15 protein-coding genes and 2 pseudogenes are annotated in these 16,238 nt (G+C 58.2%); 13 read left to right on the plus strand and 4 right to left on the minus strand.

Translation table 11 applies throughout. The features are described from left to right. Positions 1-140 precede the first annotated feature (140 nt). The 4 genes from WEU32_RS07320 to WEU32_RS07335 are packed head-to-tail and all read left to right on the plus strand — an operon-like array spanning position 141 to position 3,317. The gene (locus WEU32_RS07320) at positions 141-770 is read left to right on the plus strand and encodes a TetR/AcrR family transcriptional regulator (protein WP_312137308.1); all 630 of its coding nucleotides are present in this window, start codon (positions 141-143) and stop codon (positions 768-770) included. Positions 771-772: 2 nt separating this feature from the next. Beyond that, entirely contained in the window at positions 773-1,582 is an 810-nt protein-coding gene (locus WEU32_RS07325; RefSeq protein WP_406851433.1) for an ABC transporter substrate-binding protein, read from the plus strand. Next, positions 1,579-2,568 carry a FecCD family ABC transporter permease gene (locus WEU32_RS07330; RefSeq protein ID WP_406851434.1) on the plus strand — a complete coding sequence of 330 codons (990 nt, stop codon included), beginning with the start codon at positions 1,579-1,581 and terminating at the stop codon, positions 2,566-2,568. Before WEU32_RS07325 ends, WEU32_RS07330 begins: the two co-directional genes overlap by 4 nt. Further along, positions 2,565-3,317, plus strand: coding sequence for an ABC transporter ATP-binding protein (locus WEU32_RS07335; RefSeq protein ID WP_406851435.1), 753 nt, complete (start codon positions 2,565-2,567; stop codon positions 3,315-3,317). The genes WEU32_RS07330 and WEU32_RS07335 overlap by 4 nt, the downstream gene beginning before the upstream one ends. 2 nt (positions 3,318-3,319) lie before the next feature. Here the strand turns inward: WEU32_RS07335 and WEU32_RS07340 are convergent, their stop codons facing one another. Further along, the gene (locus WEU32_RS07340) at positions 3,320-4,723 is read right to left on the minus strand and encodes a transglycosylase SLT domain-containing protein (protein ID WP_406851436.1); all 1,404 of its coding nucleotides are present in this window, start codon (positions 4,721-4,723) and stop codon (positions 3,320-3,322) included. A gap of 49 nt (positions 4,724-4,772) precedes the next feature. Here WEU32_RS07340 and WEU32_RS07345 point away from each other — a divergent pair, with 49 nt between their 5' ends. From WEU32_RS07345 to prfB, 6 genes and pseudogenes are all read left to right on the plus strand, one after another. Next, a complete protein-coding gene (locus tag WEU32_RS07345; protein ID WP_406851437.1) occupies positions 4,773-5,027 on the plus strand; it encodes a hypothetical protein in 255 nt (84 codons plus the stop codon). 438 nt (positions 5,028-5,465) lie between these two features. Further along, a pseudogene (dapA, locus tag WEU32_RS07350) lies at positions 5,466-6,345 on the plus strand (4-hydroxy-tetrahydrodipicolinate synthase). Next, positions 6,345-6,815, plus strand: a complete 471-nt coding sequence (gene smpB / locus WEU32_RS07355; protein WP_167178210.1) for an SsrA-binding protein SmpB — start codon at positions 6,345-6,347, stop codon at positions 6,813-6,815. The pseudogene dapA and the gene smpB overlap by 1 nt, the downstream one beginning before the upstream one ends. A 126-nt stretch (positions 6,816-6,941) precedes the next feature. After that, a pseudogene (locus WEU32_RS07360) lies at positions 6,942-8,088 on the plus strand (transglycosylase domain-containing protein); the annotation flags it as partial. Between the two features lie 108 nt (positions 8,089-8,196). Continuing rightward, positions 8,197-9,318, plus strand: coding sequence for a penicillin-binding transpeptidase domain-containing protein (locus WEU32_RS07365; RefSeq protein ID WP_406853410.1), 1,122 nt, complete (start codon positions 8,197-8,199; stop codon positions 9,316-9,318). A gap of 109 nt (positions 9,319-9,427) precedes the next feature. Next, positions 9,428-10,535 (plus strand): peptide chain release factor 2 gene (gene prfB / locus WEU32_RS07370; protein WP_406851438.1). Its coding sequence is split into 2 segments (ribosomal slippage): positions 9,428-9,496 and positions 9,498-10,535, totalling 1,107 coding nucleotides; the frame shifts between segments, so codons are not numbered across the junction. A gap of 60 nt (positions 10,536-10,595) precedes the next feature. Here the strand turns inward: prfB and WEU32_RS07375 are convergent. From WEU32_RS07375 to tyrS, 3 genes are all read right to left on the minus strand, one after another. Next, positions 10,596-11,333 carry a polymer-forming cytoskeletal protein gene (locus WEU32_RS07375; protein WP_406851439.1) on the minus strand — a complete coding sequence of 246 codons (738 nt, stop codon included), beginning with the start codon at positions 11,331-11,333 and terminating at the stop codon, positions 10,596-10,598. Positions 11,334-11,469: 136 nt separating this feature from the next. Beyond that, a complete protein-coding gene (locus tag WEU32_RS07380; RefSeq protein ID WP_406851440.1) occupies positions 11,470-11,937 on the minus strand; it encodes a peroxiredoxin in 468 nt (155 codons plus the stop codon). Between the two features lie 42 nt (positions 11,938-11,979). Beyond that, positions 11,980-13,236, minus strand: a complete 1,257-nt coding sequence (gene tyrS, locus WEU32_RS07385; protein ID WP_406851441.1) for a tyrosine--tRNA ligase — start codon at positions 13,234-13,236, stop codon at positions 11,980-11,982. Positions 13,237-13,416: 180 nt separating this feature from the next. Between tyrS and WEU32_RS07390 the strand changes: the two genes are divergently transcribed. The 3 genes from WEU32_RS07390 to WEU32_RS07400 are packed head-to-tail and all read left to right on the plus strand — an operon-like array spanning position 13,417 to position 16,233. Continuing rightward, a complete protein-coding gene (locus WEU32_RS07390) occupies positions 13,417-14,577 on the plus strand; it encodes an anhydro-N-acetylmuramic acid kinase (RefSeq protein WP_406851442.1) in 1,161 nt (386 codons plus the stop codon). A 54-nt stretch (positions 14,578-14,631) separates the two neighbouring features. After that, positions 14,632-15,558 (plus strand): DMT family transporter, encoded by a 927-nt coding sequence (locus tag WEU32_RS07395; RefSeq protein WP_406851443.1) that lies wholly within the window; start codon positions 14,632-14,634, stop codon positions 15,556-15,558. 9 nt (positions 15,559-15,567) lie between these two features. After that, positions 15,568-16,233: a DUF6624 domain-containing protein gene (locus WEU32_RS07400; protein ID WP_406851444.1), complete on the plus strand. Its 666-nt coding sequence runs from the start codon at positions 15,568-15,570 to the stop codon at positions 16,231-16,233. Positions 16,234-16,238: the final 5 nt, after the last annotated feature.

Below are 16,238 nucleotides of genomic sequence, written 5' to 3' on the forward strand. Positions count from 1 at the left end.
GGTTTGTTCAATCGAACTGCGCATTTCTCCCCCAAGAAAACGCTGTTATTCAATTTAATAGATACAAGCTGAGCCATACGCAACCTTGGAAAGATCGCGCAATCAGCCCTAGGATGAACAGGCAGTAGCCGGAGGCCCAAATGACTGACCAAACGCCAAAGGCACGCTCGGTTCGTAAACCGAAGGGCGAAGGCCATGTTCGTCGTGGCGAAATCCTTGCGGCTGCCGAACTGATTTTCGTTGCAGATGGCTATGAAGGCGCGACCATCCGCAAGATTGCCGATGCTGTAGGCGTGTCATCGACGGCGCTTTACCTGCATTTTCGGGACAAGAGCGAAATCCTGAACGAGATTTGCCAACAAGCATTCTCGACCTTGCTGATGCGCTGTCAGGAACTGGCTGAAACCGAGAAGGACCCGTTGGTGCGTTTGCGCCGACTGCTGCATAGCTATGTCAGTTTCGGGTTTGAAAACGCCAATGCTTATCGCTTGGCCTTTATGACGCCCGTCGTCCAGATTTACGCCGACGAGCAAGGCTTGGCCCGTGTCGTGGCCGCTGACCTGTACAGCAGCTTTGAGCGTGGCGTTGAACAGGCCTTGCCGTCTGGGCACGAGCCGCAGCGCGCCAAGGTCTTGGCTCAGATTTTATGGGCCAGTACGCATGGACTGGTTTCGATTGTGATGATGAAGCCGCATGTGGATTGGGCAGATCGCGATGATCTGATCAACACGCAGCTGGATATCCTGCTCAAGGCACTGGAGACACAGTGAGCTTGAGTTTGGTTATGCGTGCGGGTTCGGCTCTGGCGGTGGTGATGCTTGTTTTCGCACCGGCGGATAAGTCATGGTCTGCGCCATTGCGGGTGATGTCACTGGACCAATGCGCCGACCAGTATGTTCTGGCTCTTAGGCCGGATGCCGAGGTGCGGCTGTCGCCGCGTGCGGATGATCCGGACGCCTATTTACGCGAGGCGGCAAGGGAACATCGGCGGATAAGGCCAACTCTGGAAGCGGCTGTGGCCTTCAAGCCCGATGTGGTGGTGCGGTACTGGGGCGGAGATATGCGTTTGCTGTCCCGACTGAAATCCGACGGCATCACCGTGGCGACTATCAATGATAGTCAGGATTTTGAAGGTATTCGCCAGAATATCCAGACTGTGTCTCAGGCCTTGGGCGCAAGCGAACGTGGTGATGATCTGATCCGCGATATGGATGCGAAACTGCAAGCCTCAAAGGGGCGCGGACAGGGACGTAGTGCTACCTATCTGACGGCCAGCGGATTTACCGCCGGACCAGAAACGCTGATCGACAGTGTGTTGCGGGCGGCGGGGTTCACAAATGGAACCAAGGCTGCGGGCTATCAGCCCTTGGGTTTGGAGCGCGCCCTGCTTAATCCACCCCTGCTTTTTGTGCGTGGGTTTTTTGAACAACTGATGGCCGACTGGCGCGGAACAGGGCGCCATCCGGTGTTAAAGGGGCTGATGCAGAAACGAACCGTAGCCGATCTTCCGGCGTCAACACTGACATGTCCGGCATGGTTCACCGCCGATGCGGTGACCACGCTGGCGAAGGTCGATCCATGATCCGCCCATCGGTTTTGATTGCGGTGCTGACTGGGGCGCTGGTGCTGGCCGTCGCTTTTGCTGTCAGTTTTGGCGAAACGGTTCTGGACTTGGCGGCCTATGGACGGGCCTTTACCGATCCCTCTTCGGGCGAGGCTGCTGTGTTGTGGCAAATCCGTTTGCCACGCGCATTGTGTGCGCTTTTGGTGGGGGCCGCACTGGGGCTGGCGGGGGCTGTGATGCAGGGGCTGTTGCGTAACCCCTTGGCAGAACCGGGTGTGATTGGCGTATCAGGCACGGCGGCCTGTGCGGCAGCCATGGCAATCATCGCAGGCTTTGCGGCCATTCCGGGGGCTGTTGAAATGGCTGCACTGGTCGGTGCTGCGCTTGCCGGTGGTCTGCTGGTTGTGGTCGGCGCACGTTTGAAAGCGCCCGAAGCTCTGATCCTGTTTGGTGTTGCTCTGTCCAGCTTCTCGGGCGCAGCCACGGCTTTGATTTTCAACCTGTCGCCATCGCCTGTAGCCTCTGCCGAGGTGATGAGCTGGCTTTTGGGTTCAGTGGCCAATCGTAGCTGGTTTGACGTGATGTGGGTTGCCGTGGCGCTGACCATTTCGGCGTTTTTTGCGCGTCTGGCCCTGTCGGGCCTTCGTATGCTGACCCTTGGTGAGGATGTGGCCCGTGCATCGGGACTTCCTTTGGCGCAACTGCGCGTATGGGCCTTGTTGGCGGCGGCGGTCGCATCGGGCGCAGCCGTGGCCGTTGCGGGTGTGATCGGCTTTGTCGGTTTGGCCGCACCGCATCTTGTGCGTTCCAGTGTGCGTGGTGATCCGGGGCGTATCCTTTTGCCATCGGCCCTGATGGGCGGTCTGATACTGGTGCTGGCCGATTTGGCGACGCGGCTGATCCCGACGGATCAGGAACTGAAACTGGGTGTGTTTACGGCGCTGATCGGCGCACCGCTATTTGCCATTATGGCGTGGCGCGCGGCTCGGGAGTGGCGGCTGTGAGCCTGTTGACCGTTCATGAGGCCAGTGTCGAAATCGAGCGTAAGCCGGTTCTGGATCAGGCATCGCTGCGTGTTGAAGGCGGCGAAATGGTCGCCATATGCGGGCCGAACGGTGCCGGTAAATCGACATTGCTCAAGCTGGCGGCGGGGTTACATAAACCCAAAACGGGTCATGTCGCGATCCATGGACGCGATCTGAAAACCCTTTCATCGCATCAGCGTGGTGAAGCCTTGGCATATCTTGCGCAAGAACGTCTGATTGCGTGGAACCTGCCTGCGATCGAGGTGGCGGCTCTGGGCGGGCTTCATCTGGGCCAGTCCGATATTCTGGGCCGCGCCCAACGCGCACTGGACATGGTCGGTGTCGGCCATCTGGCCATGCGTGGCGTAGCGGATATGTCGGGTGGCGAGCGGGCGCGTGTGCTTCTGGCCCGTGCCATGGTGACCGATGCGCCGGTTCTGGTTGCCGATGAGCCTGTGGCGGGACTCGATCCCGACGCGGAGTTGTTGGTTCTGGAACGCCTGCGCGAGCGGGCTGATGGACATTCGGCAGTCTTGCTCAGCCTGCATGACCTGTGCGCAGCAGCGAAGTTTGCCGACCGCGTTATCGTCGTCGCAGACGGACGTATTGTGGCTGATGCCAAGCCGCTGGACGCGCTGACGCCTGATATCCTGCGCGTTCATTTCCGCATTGCCGGACAGTGGATCGAAACAGAAAACGGGCCGCTTTTGGCGACCCGTCGTCTTTAAGATCAAGGCTGGTAGGGGCGCGGTCCCGAATAGGGCGGCGTGCCCCGCGCCAGATCGGCCGATGGTGTCAGCGGAGCCGAACCTCCGTTCAGACGCGCGCGATAGATCTGCATGTTTTCCATTACCCGCATCATATAGTTGCGCGTCTCTGTGAAGGGCGCACATTCGATGAAGTCGATGGGATCGACCTGCGCCTGACGCGGATCGCCGCAACGGGCCGTCCATTGGGGCGGACGGGCAGGGCCGGCATTGTAGCCGACGGCGGCCAGAAGCGGTGACTGGCCGAAATTGTTCAGCAACTCGCCCAGATGATAGCTGCCCAGCGTCATATTGGTTTCGGCATCCCACAACTGGTCGTCGCTGAACGAGCGTCCCATGCGTCGTGCCACACCGCGCGCGGTTGCGGGCAGAAGCTGCATCATGCCACGCGCATCGGCATGTGATCGGACCAGCGGATCAAAGCTGGATTCCTGACGGGTGATGGCCAGCGCAAAATCGTTCGGAGCCATGCCCGCGACCTGTTGCGGCAATTGCACCGGATACATGCGCTCGGGCATGACAATGCCGCGGCCGCTGGCGGCGCGGCCGACCATCATGGCACCGAACTGGTCGCCATTCTGCTTCATTAGATCGAACAACATGGCCAGATCGACGGGCAGGGGCAGGGTGTCATCGAGGTGATAGGCAAAGACCCGCATCAGGTTCTTTTCGCCCATCTGGCCCAGAATACGCGTGGCCTTGACCACCTCGTAGCTGTCAAACCGCTGGCGATCCTCGCGGGTCGGGTCCGGTTCGCCCGGCAGGGTCAGGGTTGTGATACCGGCCTTTTCAGCGGCCAGCTGCCCATAGAAGGTCTGCCAGTGCTGGGCACCGGCGGTATAATATTGTTGCGTGGTGGCGGTATCGCCCTGCGCCTCGGCGGCGCGGCCCAGCCAGTAGAGGGCGCGCCCTTGCGTAATCGGTGTCTGCGAAGTGTTACGCAGCACTTCGAAATGGGCGCTGGCCCGTTGCGGGTCGTTCAGCTTGGTCAGAGCCACCCAACCGGCAAAGAACTCGGCATCGACCTTGCGCTCACCGGACGGGAAGCCGTGGCCATTCATGGCATCATAGGCGGCCTGATTGTTTCCCATACGCAAGGCATCGAGGAAGTAGTTGCGGCGCTCGTTCCACAAGGCGCTTTGGCCGTCCGAATGCTTCGGGGCAGCGGGCAGATAGCGCAGCAGACCAAACGCCTCGGACTGGCGATTGGCCGAGCGCAACAGCTTCACACGTTCCAGAACAACATTGGGATCGGTCGCCTGTGATGGAGACAGTCCGGCGACGATGGCATCGGGCGCATAGGCGGTTCGCAGGGACATGGCCGCATTGGCAGCGGCCTGTCGTTCTGCGGGCACCATATTGACCATGGCGCGGGTTGCAGGACCGTGCGGGCCGCTGCGTAGTCAGGCGGGCGGAATGGTCATCGCTGTTCAACCACGAAGACCAGCGCGACAGAATCAGGTCCTGCTCGGCCAGATCAAAGGACTCGGTGCGCCACCAGTTGCGAATCAAGGTCTGCGCCTCGTCGCGACGTCCGGCCTGTTCCAGAGCCGATGCGAGCGCGATGGCACCCTGCACAGTGATTGGCTGGGCCTGACTGAAGAAGGCAAGAACCGTATCACTACCGGAACCGGAGGCCAGCAAGGCCCGCTCGGCGGCGCTGCGACGTGATTCGGCGCGCGGCCAGCCGTTCAGGTCAGTCTCGGCCCGCAAAAGCTCGCTATAGGATAGCTGTTTGTCCGAGGTATCGACCAAGGCCCACTCCACCAGCTTGCGGGCCGTGGGGTCACTGATAGAGGACATAATGGACTGGGTGCGCACAACATCACGGGCGCGAGCGGCGGCCAGCCCCTGCTGGACCAAAGACATATCAGCGCTGCTGATGTCGCCCGCAGTCTGGGCACTATAGGTCGCCGGGACGCTGTTAAGCACGTCTTGAGTCGGGGGGGCCATGACCGCCAGAGCGGCTGCGAGAGTCGACGCAATCATCAGCTTCTTCGTCCTCATACATCTACTTGTTGCGGTGGAGCCCTAGGCGAAATAACCTCTGGCCCCATAAAGATTTTCGAGCGGCCAATCCGCTCATGCTCCGCACAGGTTAGTTTTTCTATGATCGCCCATTTGTTCAAGGGCGTGATCACCGCCTTGATCACACCTCTTCGTGACGGAAACGTGGACGAAGTGGCGTTTAAAAAACTGTTGGAACGCCAAATTGCCGCAGGCGTGCACGGGGTTGTCCCTATGGGCACGACCGGCGAGAGTGCGACACTGCACCTCGATCAGCATAAACGCGTGGTCGAAATGTGCGTCGAACAGGTGGCTGGTCGCATCAAAGTGATTGCAGGGGCAGGGGCCTCGGCGACCGACAAGGCTATTGAACTAACCCGCTTTGCCAAGACGGTCGGTGCTGACGGCGTGCTTTCTGTGACGCCCTATTACAACCGCCCTTCGCAAGCTGGTCTTCAGGCCCACTTTGAAGCCGTGGCCGATGCTGTCCAGATTCCGGTCCTGCTTTATAATGTGCCGGACGGGCGTGGACCTCGCCAATGAAACTGTGGCAGCTCTGGCCAAACATCCGAACATTGTCGGCATCAAGGACGCGACCGGTGATCTGCCGCGCGTCAGCTGGATGCATGCCCATATCGACGAAGGTTTTGATCTGATTTCGGGTGATGACCCCAGCTATCTCGGTTACGCCGCTCAAGGCGGTGTAGGCGTGATTTCGGTCACGTCCAATGTCGCTCCAGAAGCTATGGTCGCTCTGCACAACGCGGTTCAGAACGGCGATCTGGTTACGGCCCGCGAATGGCAGGCCCGTCTGATCGACCTTCATAAGGCCTTGTTCCTCGATAATTCGCCGTCGCCCACTAAATATGCATTGTCGCGTCTGGGCTATTGCGGCGAGGATGTTCTCCTGCCGCTGGTCCCTACGCGTGACGAGGCTCGACCGCATATTGATGCCGCTATGTCGGCAGCAGGGATTGTTTAATGGCGGACCAAGGGCCAAAACAGAAGACCATCGCCGAGAACCGTCGTGCGCGTTACGACTATTTTCTCGAGGATCATATTGAGGCCGGTATCCAGTTGCTGGGTACCGAGATCAAGGCGTTGCGCGATGGTCGGGCCAATATTGCCGAAAGCTATGTCTCGCCCGAAGGGCGTGATCTGGTGCTCATCAATGCCGATATCCCGCCCTATAAGATGGCCAACCGGTTCAATCACGAACCACGCCGCCATCGCAGGCTGCTGCTGCACAGACGCCAGATCGACAAGATGATTTCGGCGGTTCAGCGCGATGGTCGGACGATTGTGCCGGTGCGCCTTTATCTGAATGAAAAAGGTATGGCCAAGGTTGAAATCGCTTTGGCCAAGGGCAAAAAGAACCACGACAAGCGTGAAGCCACCGCCGAGCGCGATTGGCAACGCGACAAGGCTCGGCTTTTGCGCGACAAAGGCTGAGTGAATTGATCCTGTCTGCCCTAGCGAGAGATCGCGGCGCACGATAGAATTTGAACCGAATGACCGGTTGCGGAGTGCATGGTGAAAATAGCCAATCGCTGGTTCGTCTTGGCCGCTATGGCCATGATGGGTGCTGTTGCTGCCGCAGGTGTCGTTGTGGCCGTGTATGCGGCATATGTGCTGCACGACCTGCCTGATACATCGGAGCTGGCGAATTATCGCCCGGCTACGGCAACGCGCGTCTATGCCGGCGATGGAACTCTGATCGGCGAGTTTTCGGAGCAGCGTCGGATCTATGTGACCTATAATCAGGTTCCAGATCAGGTCGTACAGGCATTCCTGGCTGCCGAGGACAGCAGCTTTTTTACCCACGGCGGTATTGATGTTTCGGGCGTCGGGCGCGCGATGTTCCGCAATGTGTTCAATGTGGTGTCGGGAAACCGTTTGGAAGGTGGTTCGACCATCACCCAGCAGGTGGCCAAGAATGTCCTGCTAAATGACGAAACCAAGCTGAACCGCAAACTTAAGGAAGCCATCCTGGCGACCCGTCTCGAGACGGTTCTCAGCGGAGCAGTTGCTGGAACTGTATGTGAACGAGATTTATCTTGGTTACCGTTCCTATGGTGTTGCGGCTGCAGCCTATAACTATTTCGGCAAGTCACTGGACCAACTGACGCTGGAAGAGGCGGCCTATCTGGCGGCTCTGCCCAAGGGGCCGTCCAACTACCACCCCCGGCGTCGCCCCGAGGCTGCGATCGGACGGCGGAACTGGGTTCTGGGCCAGATGAAGGACGCCGGTTTCATTACCGCTGAACAGCGTGACGCCGCACAAGCGCGTCCGTTGAACGCGCGTGCTGCGCCGCGCCGTGCCGAGTATGCCGATGCTGACTTCTTTGTTGAAGAAGCCCGTCGTCGCGCCATTGCCATGTTCGGGACTGAAGAGGTCAACCGTGGCGGTTATTATTTGCGCACGACACTTGATCCCGAACTTCAGTCGGCCGCCCGCGTTGCATTGATGCGTGGCCTTGAAAACTATGACCGCCGGCATGGTTGGCGTGGTGCATGGGGCGAGACAGATTTCGCCGATGGTTGGCAAGCCGAAGCTTTGCGTCGCCAGACCCCACCCGAGCGTCGCACATGGGAATCTGCTGCGGTTGAAAGTGTCAGCGGTAATACTGTCCGTATTCGCACGGCCAAGGATAACCGCGCGGGTACCTTGATCGGCAGCGACGTGATTTGGTCGAACAATAGTCGCAAGCCGCTGAAGCGTGGTGATCTGATTTTTGTAGAGCCCCAAGGTGGTCAATACGGCTTGCGCCAAGTTCCGGCTGTGAACGGTGCGCTGGTGGCGATTGAACCGCAGTCGGGTCGTGTGCTGGCTATGGTCGGGGGCTATTCTTATGCTCTATCCAGCTTTAACCGCGCTACTCAGGCACGGCGTCAGTCCGGTTCGGCCTATAAGCCGTTCGTTTATGCCGCTGCCCTTGAGGGTGATTTTACTCCGGTTTCGATCGTTCTGGATGCGCCGATCAGCTTCCCTGGTGGAGCCGGAGGCAAGCCGTGGACGCCCTCCAACTACAGCCGTCGTTACTATGGACCTCAAACCTTGCGTCGTGGTTTGGAGTTGTCTCGTAACGTCATGACCGTGCGTCTAGCGCAGGCCGTGGGCATGCGTAATATCGTAGAGCTGTCCAAGAGAATGGGCGTTGTCGACGACATGGATGCCAACCTGGCCATGTCGTTGGGGGCAGGGGAAACCACGCCGTATCAGATTACGGCGGCCTATGCGGCCTTTGCCAATGGTGGGCGCCGTGTCGATCCTTATTTGATCGAAGTGGTGCAGGACCGTTATGGCAAGACCATCCAGCGCGCCGATCGTCGCAACTGTCGCGAATGCTCACGCTCCTTCTCGGGGCAGGAATCGCCACGACTGGAAGACCGGGGACGTCAGGTCATTGATCCGATCACGGCCTATCAGATCACTTCCATGCTAGAAGGCGTGGTCCAGCGTGGTACGGCAGCGCGTGTTCGGAATCTGGGTCCGCATATTGCGGGCAAGACCGGCACGACCAACGAATACCGCTCCGCATGGTTCGTCGGTTATTCTGCGGATGTTGTCGTGGGCGTGTTTGTCGGATTCGATGACAACCGCTCGCTGGGCGGTGGCGAGGCGGGCGCTTCCACGGCTGTGCCTATCTTCGGCGAGTTCATGCAGACAGCTTTGCAGTCGCGTCCGGCGCGTCCGTTTGTTCGCCCTAAAAATGCTATCTTCAAAACCGTAAACGGCATCGAAGAAGCCTTCCGTCCGGGAACAGAACGCGAGGTTCGTGCCGATCCTGTTCGTGTCGAGCCAACCGGGCCGCAAAACTATTACGATGTGTTGCGCCGCGAACAGGAAGCCAAGGCGGGGGCGTCTACGCCTGCTTCGGCGCAGCAGTCGGGCAACACTCCTGTTACTGCGCCACGCAAAGAAGTCCCTGACGACTTGAGCGGTTTGTATTGAGGCATTAGTTAGCAGCTCAACTGCGGCGCACCCGTTCAACTGGTGCGCCGTTATCTTTCGATCCTGCAGCATTGGCTGAAGGAATACCGTTATCGCATAGGAGTTTGCGATGAGACTGGATGTCGAGGCCATGAAGGCCGACATCGAGCAGAGCGTGGCTCTGCTCAGGAGGCGACTTTGACTGGGATGTCGCTCTAAGAAAGCTCGATGAGCTTAACGCACGTGTTGAAGACCCGACCCTGTGGGACAACCCGGAACAAGCTCAAGCCGTCAGCCGCGAACGCTCGCGCCTAGAAGCACAGGTCAACACCGTCAAAGAGATGGAACGTGATCTTGAAGATGGTTTGATGCTGGCGGAAATGGCTGACGAGGAGGGCGACGAAGCCGCTCTTGACGAAGCCCGCGAGCATTTGAAGTCTATCAAAGAACGCGCTGCACGCGCCGAACTGGAAGCTCTGCTTTCGGGTGAGGCTGACGGTAACGACGCCTATCTGGAAGTGAATTCCGGCGCAGGTGGCACCGAGTCTAACGACTGGGCCGGTATCTTGCTGCGTATGTATACGCGTTGGGCCAAGGCGCATGGTTATGAAGTCGAACTGGAAGCTGAAGAGTCTGGCGAACAGGCCGGTATCAAGTCCGCTACCATTCTTGTGAAGGGTCCGAACGCCTATGGCTGGCTGAAGTCGGAATCTGGCGTCCACCGTCTGGTCCGCATCAGTCCATATGATGCCGCAGCCAAGCGTCATACCTCGTTTGCCTCGATCGGTGTTTCGCCGGTTGTTGATGATACGATCGAGATCGACATCAATCCGGCCGATGTGCGCACTGATACCTATCGCGCCTCTGGTGCAGGCGGTCAGCACATCAACAAAACCGACTCGGCTGTTCGACTGACGCACATTCCAACCAATACGGTTGTGGCCTGTCAGGCGGGACGTTCGCAGCACCAGAACCGCGATCAGGCGTGGAAAATGCTACGTGCGCGTCTGTATGAGCTTGAGCTGCAAAAACGTGAGGCTGCGGCTCAGGCGCTGGCAGATGCCAAGACCGATATCGGCTGGGGCCACCAGATCCGATCTTATGTGCTGCAGCCGTATCAGATGGTCAAAGATCTGCGCACGAATGTCGAAACCTCGGACACCCAGGGCGTTCTGGATGGAGATCTGGATGCGTTTATGGGCGCTGCCTTGGCGGCCCGTGAGACACGTGAAGGCTGATCTGCTTTAAAACAAGAAAGGGGATGGCGTTGGCCATCCCCTTTTTTGTGGTGAAGCGGTTTAATCGGCACCTACGGGTTCGTCGTCCCGTTTGGCCTGTGTTGAACGGCCGGAGAACCATGCCCCGCGTTCAATAGTGATCTGTTCCTGGGTAATATCGCCCTCGACGCGAGAAGTTAGATGCAGGCGCACCTGCTTGGCGACGATAGCACCCGAAATGCGCCCGCGAACATCCAGTACGTCGGCGTGAACTGTGCCTTCCACCGTGCCTTTTTCGTTGACCAGCACTTGGGAGACACGGATATCGCCTTTGACGATTCCTTCTATGACCAGTTGTCCAACACCGGAAATATCGCCTTCGAAGGTCATGCCGTTACCCAGAACGGAAGCCGCTTCCCGTGTTGGACTGGCGGGCGTGGAGCCACCGCTATGGCCGCCACCGGAACCGCCGGAACCACCATGTCCGCTTCCACCTGAACCACTTCCGCCGCTATATCCGCCGGTGGTGATACCGCCACTAGACCAGTTGTCATCTGCGGATGCATGGGTTTGGGTGGAGATCTGATCGGTATCCGCAACCTGTTCATCCAGATCAAGGGCACTGTCCTGATGACTTGCTGCCAATCGTTCTTCTGCAGCATGACTATAGGAAGGACGAGATGTCGTTGAGGTTTTTTGGAGAACCTCGCTGTCGAGCTCTAGCTCTGCGTCATCTAGATCATGCAAGCTGTCATGGGCATTGGCACTGCCCATAGAGCGGGTCGGCGGCGGAACGTAGGGCTTGCCCTTGTTGAACATACAGACCTCCCAATCCGTCGCGGGGGAGCGACGGCTGATTACGACTCACTGAACAGTGTTACCCCTTTGGGAGATAACAACTGTAAAACGTCGTTCGATCAAATTGAGAAATTCTCGTTTTTACGAAGTGTTGGCTTTAGAGAGCCTGTGCGGCCTGAAGCACTTCGTCCGCATGACCCTTAACCTTCACATTGTGCCATATGCGGGCAATCTGGCCATTTGTGTCGATTAGGAATGTGGCGCGCTCGATGCCCATATATTCTCGACCATAGAGCTTTTTAAGAATCCATACGCCCCAAGCTTCGGTGACAACACCATCTTCGTCAGAACCAAGGACGATCTTTAGGTCGTGTTTGGATTTGAAACGGTCCAGCTTGGTGACCTTGTCGCGTGAAATACCGATCACAACCGTATTGGCTGCAGCGAATTGATCGGCAAGAGCCGTAAAGTCCAGACCTTCGGTCGTACAGCCGGGCGTATCTGCCTTTGGGTAGAAATAGACGACAGCCTTTTGGCCCTTGTGGGCGGACAAGTCGAAATGTCCGCCGCCATCCGTGGTGATATTCAGCGCGGGGGCCGGTGTGTTCTCTGCGATTTGCGTCATGTCGTAAAAATCCACTTCCGGCGCACCCGCGCCTTTTCATCCTTAAACTGGCTTGACCAGAACGATCTTCTTCTTGCCGGCACCCAGCTTGATGACACCATCCGCATTGAGGTCAGTCTCTTCGATGAGGCGTGCTCCATCATTGATGACTTCGTCATTCAAGCGCAGACCGCCACCTTGTGCCAGACGGCGGGCTTCGCCGTTCGAGCCACTGAGACCAGCCTTTGTCGTGACGGCGGCCAGCATGGCACCGATCACCTCGTCACGAGGCAGCTCAACGGTAGGGAGGTCCGCAGACAACTGGCCTTTTTCAAACGCGGCTTCGGCAGCAGCACGTGCGGATTTGGCGGCTTCTTCGCCATGCATCATAGTGGTGGCTGCATCTGCAAGAGCCTTCTTGGCTTCATTGATCTGTGCGCCTTCCATGGCTTCGAATGCGGCGATCTCTTCCATCGTCAGATCGGTGTACAGGCGCATGAAACGGCCGACATCGGCATCTTCGGCATTGCGCCAGAACTGCCAGTAGTCGTAGGGGCTGAGTTGTTCTTCGTTCAGCCAGATGGCACCGCCCATAGTCTTGCCCATCTTGCCGCCCGATGCGGTCGTCAGCAGCGGAGTGGTCAGGCCAAAGGCCGACTTCTGATCCACGCGGCGGACCAGATCGACACCCGAGGTGATGTTACCCCACTGATCCGAGCCACCCATTTGCAGGTTCACGCCCATGGCGCGGTTCAGTTCCAGAAAGTCCACAGACTGCATCAGCATGTAGTTGAATTCGAGGAAGGTCATGGGCTGCTCGCGCTCAAGGCGTAGCTTGACCGAGTCGAAGCTCAACATGCGGTTGATGGTGAAGTGTGTGCCGAAATCGCGCAGGAACTGGATGTAGCCGAACTTGGACAGCCAGTCGTCGTTATTGACCATGACTGCATCGGTCGGGCCGTCACCAAATTTCAGGAATTTGGCGAATACCTTCTGGATGCCGTCGATATTGGCCTGAATGGTTTCGTCGGTCAGTTGCGGGCGCGAGGCATCCTTGCCGGTCGGATCACCCACGCGGGTGGTGCCGCCACCCATCAGTACAATCGGCTTGTGACCAGCCTGTTGCAGACGGCGCAGCATCATAATCTGGATCAGGCTACCGACGTGCAGCGACGGTGCCGTCGCATCAAAACCGATATAGCCCGTGACAACCCCCGAGCTCGCCGCCTCGTCCAGCTCTGCCGGATGGGTGATCTGGTGAATGTAGCCGCGTTCTTGCAGCGTTTTGAGGAAGTCGGACTTAAAGGAAATCTCGGTCATGGAACGGGTCCGTAGCATTTGAAACGGCGGCCGTCTTTCGAGAAATTAAGCCACCAACTATTGGGCGGCAGTGATCGCGGCCGCTCGTTTAAGCGAGGCCGTAATAATAGGTAGCGAAAAGAGCAACAGAGGCGATCATGGGCGCTAGCTACAGCGCGCAGGACGTGGCAGTCAAGCACCATGACCGAACAACTTCCCCCTAAGTCCCTTCGCGTTCTCGGTTTTATGACCGGAACCTCGCTAGATGCCGTTGATATGGCCGTTATCGAGACCGATGGTCATGACATTCTAGGATTTGGCCCGTCTGGCGAGATGAAGCTGGATGCCGAAACACGCACCCTGATCGAATATGCCATCGAGGACGCTTTTGATTGGGAACGTGACGAGGAAGAGCCGGAAAGCTTTGATGATGCCCGCATGGCTGTGGCCGATGCCCATTTGGCGGCCTCTCTGGGCTTTATGGCCATGAACGGGGTGAAGAACCTCGATCTGGTTGGGGTTCACGGACAAACCGTTTTGCATGAGACTCCGACAAAGGAATTGGTGGGCCGGACGGTGCAACTGATTGATGCGGTCGCCGTGGCTGACGGACTGGGACTTCCTGTTGTCTATGATTTCCGCACGGCCGATGTAGCTGCGGGCGGGCAGGGGGCACCCTTAGCTCCTGTCTATCATGCGGCGCTGGTGCGCTGGTCGGGCCTGAATGGCTCAGTGGCGGTGCTGAATTTAGGCGGGGTCGGCAATATTACGCTGATCCGTTCGGATGGTGAGCTACAGGCCTTTGATACCGGCCCTGCGAACGGCATGGTGGACCTGCTGGTCCAATCGCGCACGCGCAAACGGATGGATGAAGGTGGCCAGTTGGCGCGTGCGGGCACTGTGGATAAGGCCGCACTCGAAGATTACCTGTCCCATCCGTATTTCGCGGCATCAGGGCCCAAATCTCTGGATCGTTTTGATTTCTCGCTGGATGGCGTCGAGCATCTGACGCTTGAAGACGCTGCCGCAACTCTGACAGCTTTTGCCGCCGAGGCGGTGGCGCTGGGCGTAGCCCGTTGCGAAGAAACCCCAACCCAGATTGTGGTCTGTGGTGGCGGTCGGCACAATCCGGCGCTGATGGAAGCCCTCAAAGCCCGCCTTTCTATGCCGGTCACAATCGCCGAAGATCATGGCTGGCGTGGCGACAGCATCGAAGCTGAAGCCTTTGCGTTTTTGGCGGCCCGCAGCCATCTGGGCTTGCCTATCAGTTTTCCGGGGACCACAGGTGTAGCCGAGCCTTTAACGGGGGGGCGCACGGCTAATCCAGGTGATGAGCCGGGCTTTGAGCCGGATGAATTCTAGGACGAGGTCGGGGAAGCCGAATTGACAGTATCAAGCGCGCGTTTTTGGGGCATAATGAGTGGCCTCGGCGCTGGAGCCATGTGGGGACTGGTGTTTCTCGCTCCCAAATTTGTCCCCGAGGCTTCACCCTTTCTGCTCTCGGCAGGGCGTTATATCGCCTATGGCCTGATTGCGGCCCTGCTGATTGCGCCGCGCTGGAAGCGTCTTGTTGGCCTTCTGGACCGCAAGACTTGGTGGGCACTGGTCTGGCTCAGCCTGACCGGAAACATCGTCTATTATCTGTTCCTGGTTGTGTCGGTGCACTATGCGGGTGTGGCGGCTTCGGCACTGATTGTCGGTGCTGTTCCTGTTGTTGTGGCGCTTTGGGGGCTTAGGGACAAAGACTCTCCGCCGATTCTGAAGGTTAGCCCCCCGATTGCCGTTGCAGCATTGGCCATTGCCTTAATCGGCTACGAGAGTGTCACACGCGGTCAACTGGCCGCGGATGCGAGCGGTTTGTCAGTGGCTATAGGGCTTGTGGCGGCACTGATCGCGCTGGTTCTGTGGGCGTCCTATGCAGTTGTAAACAGCCGCTGGATGACCCGCATGACCCATGTCAGTTCGCATGACTGGTCATTGCTGATCGGGGTCGTCACAGGGGCGCTGTCGCTGTGTCTTGTGCCGATAGCCGTTATGACCATTGGTGATCTCCCGGCTAATTTCTGGAGCCGCTTCCTGTTGGTCAGCTTTGGGGTCGCGATCCTAGCATCTGTCGTCGGCAATGCGTTCTGGAACCGTGCCAGCCGTTTGCTGCCATTGACCATGCTGGGCCAGATGATCGTGTTCGAGACCCTGTTTGCCTTCCTATACGGCTTTATCTGGGAACAGCGCGGGCCCAGTATCATAGAGATCGTTGCTATGGCGCTTATGGTTGTAAGTGTGGTCTGGTGCGTGCGTGCACACCGCCCATCGGCCGAAGTGGAGCGCGACGCGGAACACTGAGAGGGCCAAATGGTCTGGTTTTTAGCAGTTTCTTTGTTCTTCCTAGGTGGCTGCTCGGCGGCATCAGAGCCTGATAAAGTCGTTGCTCCGCTGGTTCATCGGATCGAACAGGAACAGAGCAAGCTGGACAGTCTGCCAGCGGATGCCGATCTGAAAACGCGCTTTGCCAGCGTCTATGTGCTGGACCAGTATCCGCGTCAGTTCATGGGCGAAATCTTGCGCAGTGAGCTATCTGCCGAGGATATGGCCAAGGCCCGTGGCGAGGCGAGCGCTATTATGGCTGAGCAGGACGCTAAGAATCTTCAGATCGTTTTAGAACATTTGCCGCCAGAGGGTTGGTATTTACGCAGCCGCTATGGGGTGGAAGTCGCAACCACAGCATTTTTGGTGGTCCAACATTCCAACCTCGAGACATGGCGTCTGTTTGTACCCGTGCTGGAACCGCTGGTCGCTGCTGGCGAGGTCGATGGCCAGTCATATGCGTTGATGTATGATCGGCTCGCCTTGGCCGAGATGCGACCGCAACGATATGGCTCTCAGCTTGCCTGTCAGGACGGTGAATGGGTGGTGCTGAATCTGGAAGCACCCGAGGCTGTCGATAATCGTAGACGCGAAATGGGGTTCACTGAAGGCCACGCCGATTACGTCGCGGGCTTTAAATCCATGCCCTGCTAGCCAAA

It is taken from the genome of Brevundimonas sp. BH3 (assembly GCF_045345115.1).
Taxonomy (GTDB): domain Bacteria; phylum Pseudomonadota; class Alphaproteobacteria; order Caulobacterales; family Caulobacteraceae; genus Brevundimonas.

Excerpts from the sequence above, each read along its gene's own strand:
- WEU32_RS07320 (WP_312137308.1), top strand. The coding sequence starts at position 141 with ATGACTGACCAAACGCCAAAGGCACGCTCGGTTCGTAAACCGAAGGGC.
- WEU32_RS07330 (WP_406851434.1), top strand. The coding sequence starts at position 1,579 with ATGATCCGCCCATCGGTTTTGATTGCGGTGCTGACTGGGGCGCTGGTG.
- WEU32_RS07340 (WP_406851436.1), bottom strand. The coding sequence starts at position 4,723 with ATGGTCAATATGGTGCCCGCAGAACGACAGGCCGCTGCCAATGCGGCC.
- WEU32_RS07345 (WP_406851437.1), top strand. The coding sequence starts at position 4,773 with ATGGTCATCGCTGTTCAACCACGAAGACCAGCGCGACAGAATCAGGTC.
- smpB (WP_167178210.1), top strand. The coding sequence starts at position 6,345 with ATGGCGGACCAAGGGCCAAAACAGAAGACCATCGCCGAGAACCGTCGT.
- WEU32_RS07365 (WP_406853410.1), top strand. The coding sequence starts at position 8,197 with ATGGTCGGGGGCTATTCTTATGCTCTATCCAGCTTTAACCGCGCTACT.
- WEU32_RS07375 (WP_406851439.1), bottom strand. The coding sequence starts at position 11,333 with ATGTTCAACAAGGGCAAGCCCTACGTTCCGCCGCCGACCCGCTCTATG.
- WEU32_RS07380 (WP_406851440.1), bottom strand. The coding sequence starts at position 11,937 with ATGACGCAAATCGCAGAGAACACACCGGCCCCCGCGCTGAATATCACC.
- tyrS (WP_406851441.1), bottom strand. The coding sequence starts at position 13,236 with ATGACCGAGATTTCCTTTAAGTCCGACTTCCTCAAAACGCTGCAAGAA.
- WEU32_RS07390 (WP_406851442.1), top strand. The coding sequence starts at position 13,417 with ATGACCGAACAACTTCCCCCTAAGTCCCTTCGCGTTCTCGGTTTTATG.
- WEU32_RS07395 (WP_406851443.1), top strand. The coding sequence starts at position 14,632 with ATGAGTGGCCTCGGCGCTGGAGCCATGTGGGGACTGGTGTTTCTCGCT.
- WEU32_RS07400 (WP_406851444.1), top strand. The coding sequence starts at position 15,568 with ATGGTCTGGTTTTTAGCAGTTTCTTTGTTCTTCCTAGGTGGCTGCTCG.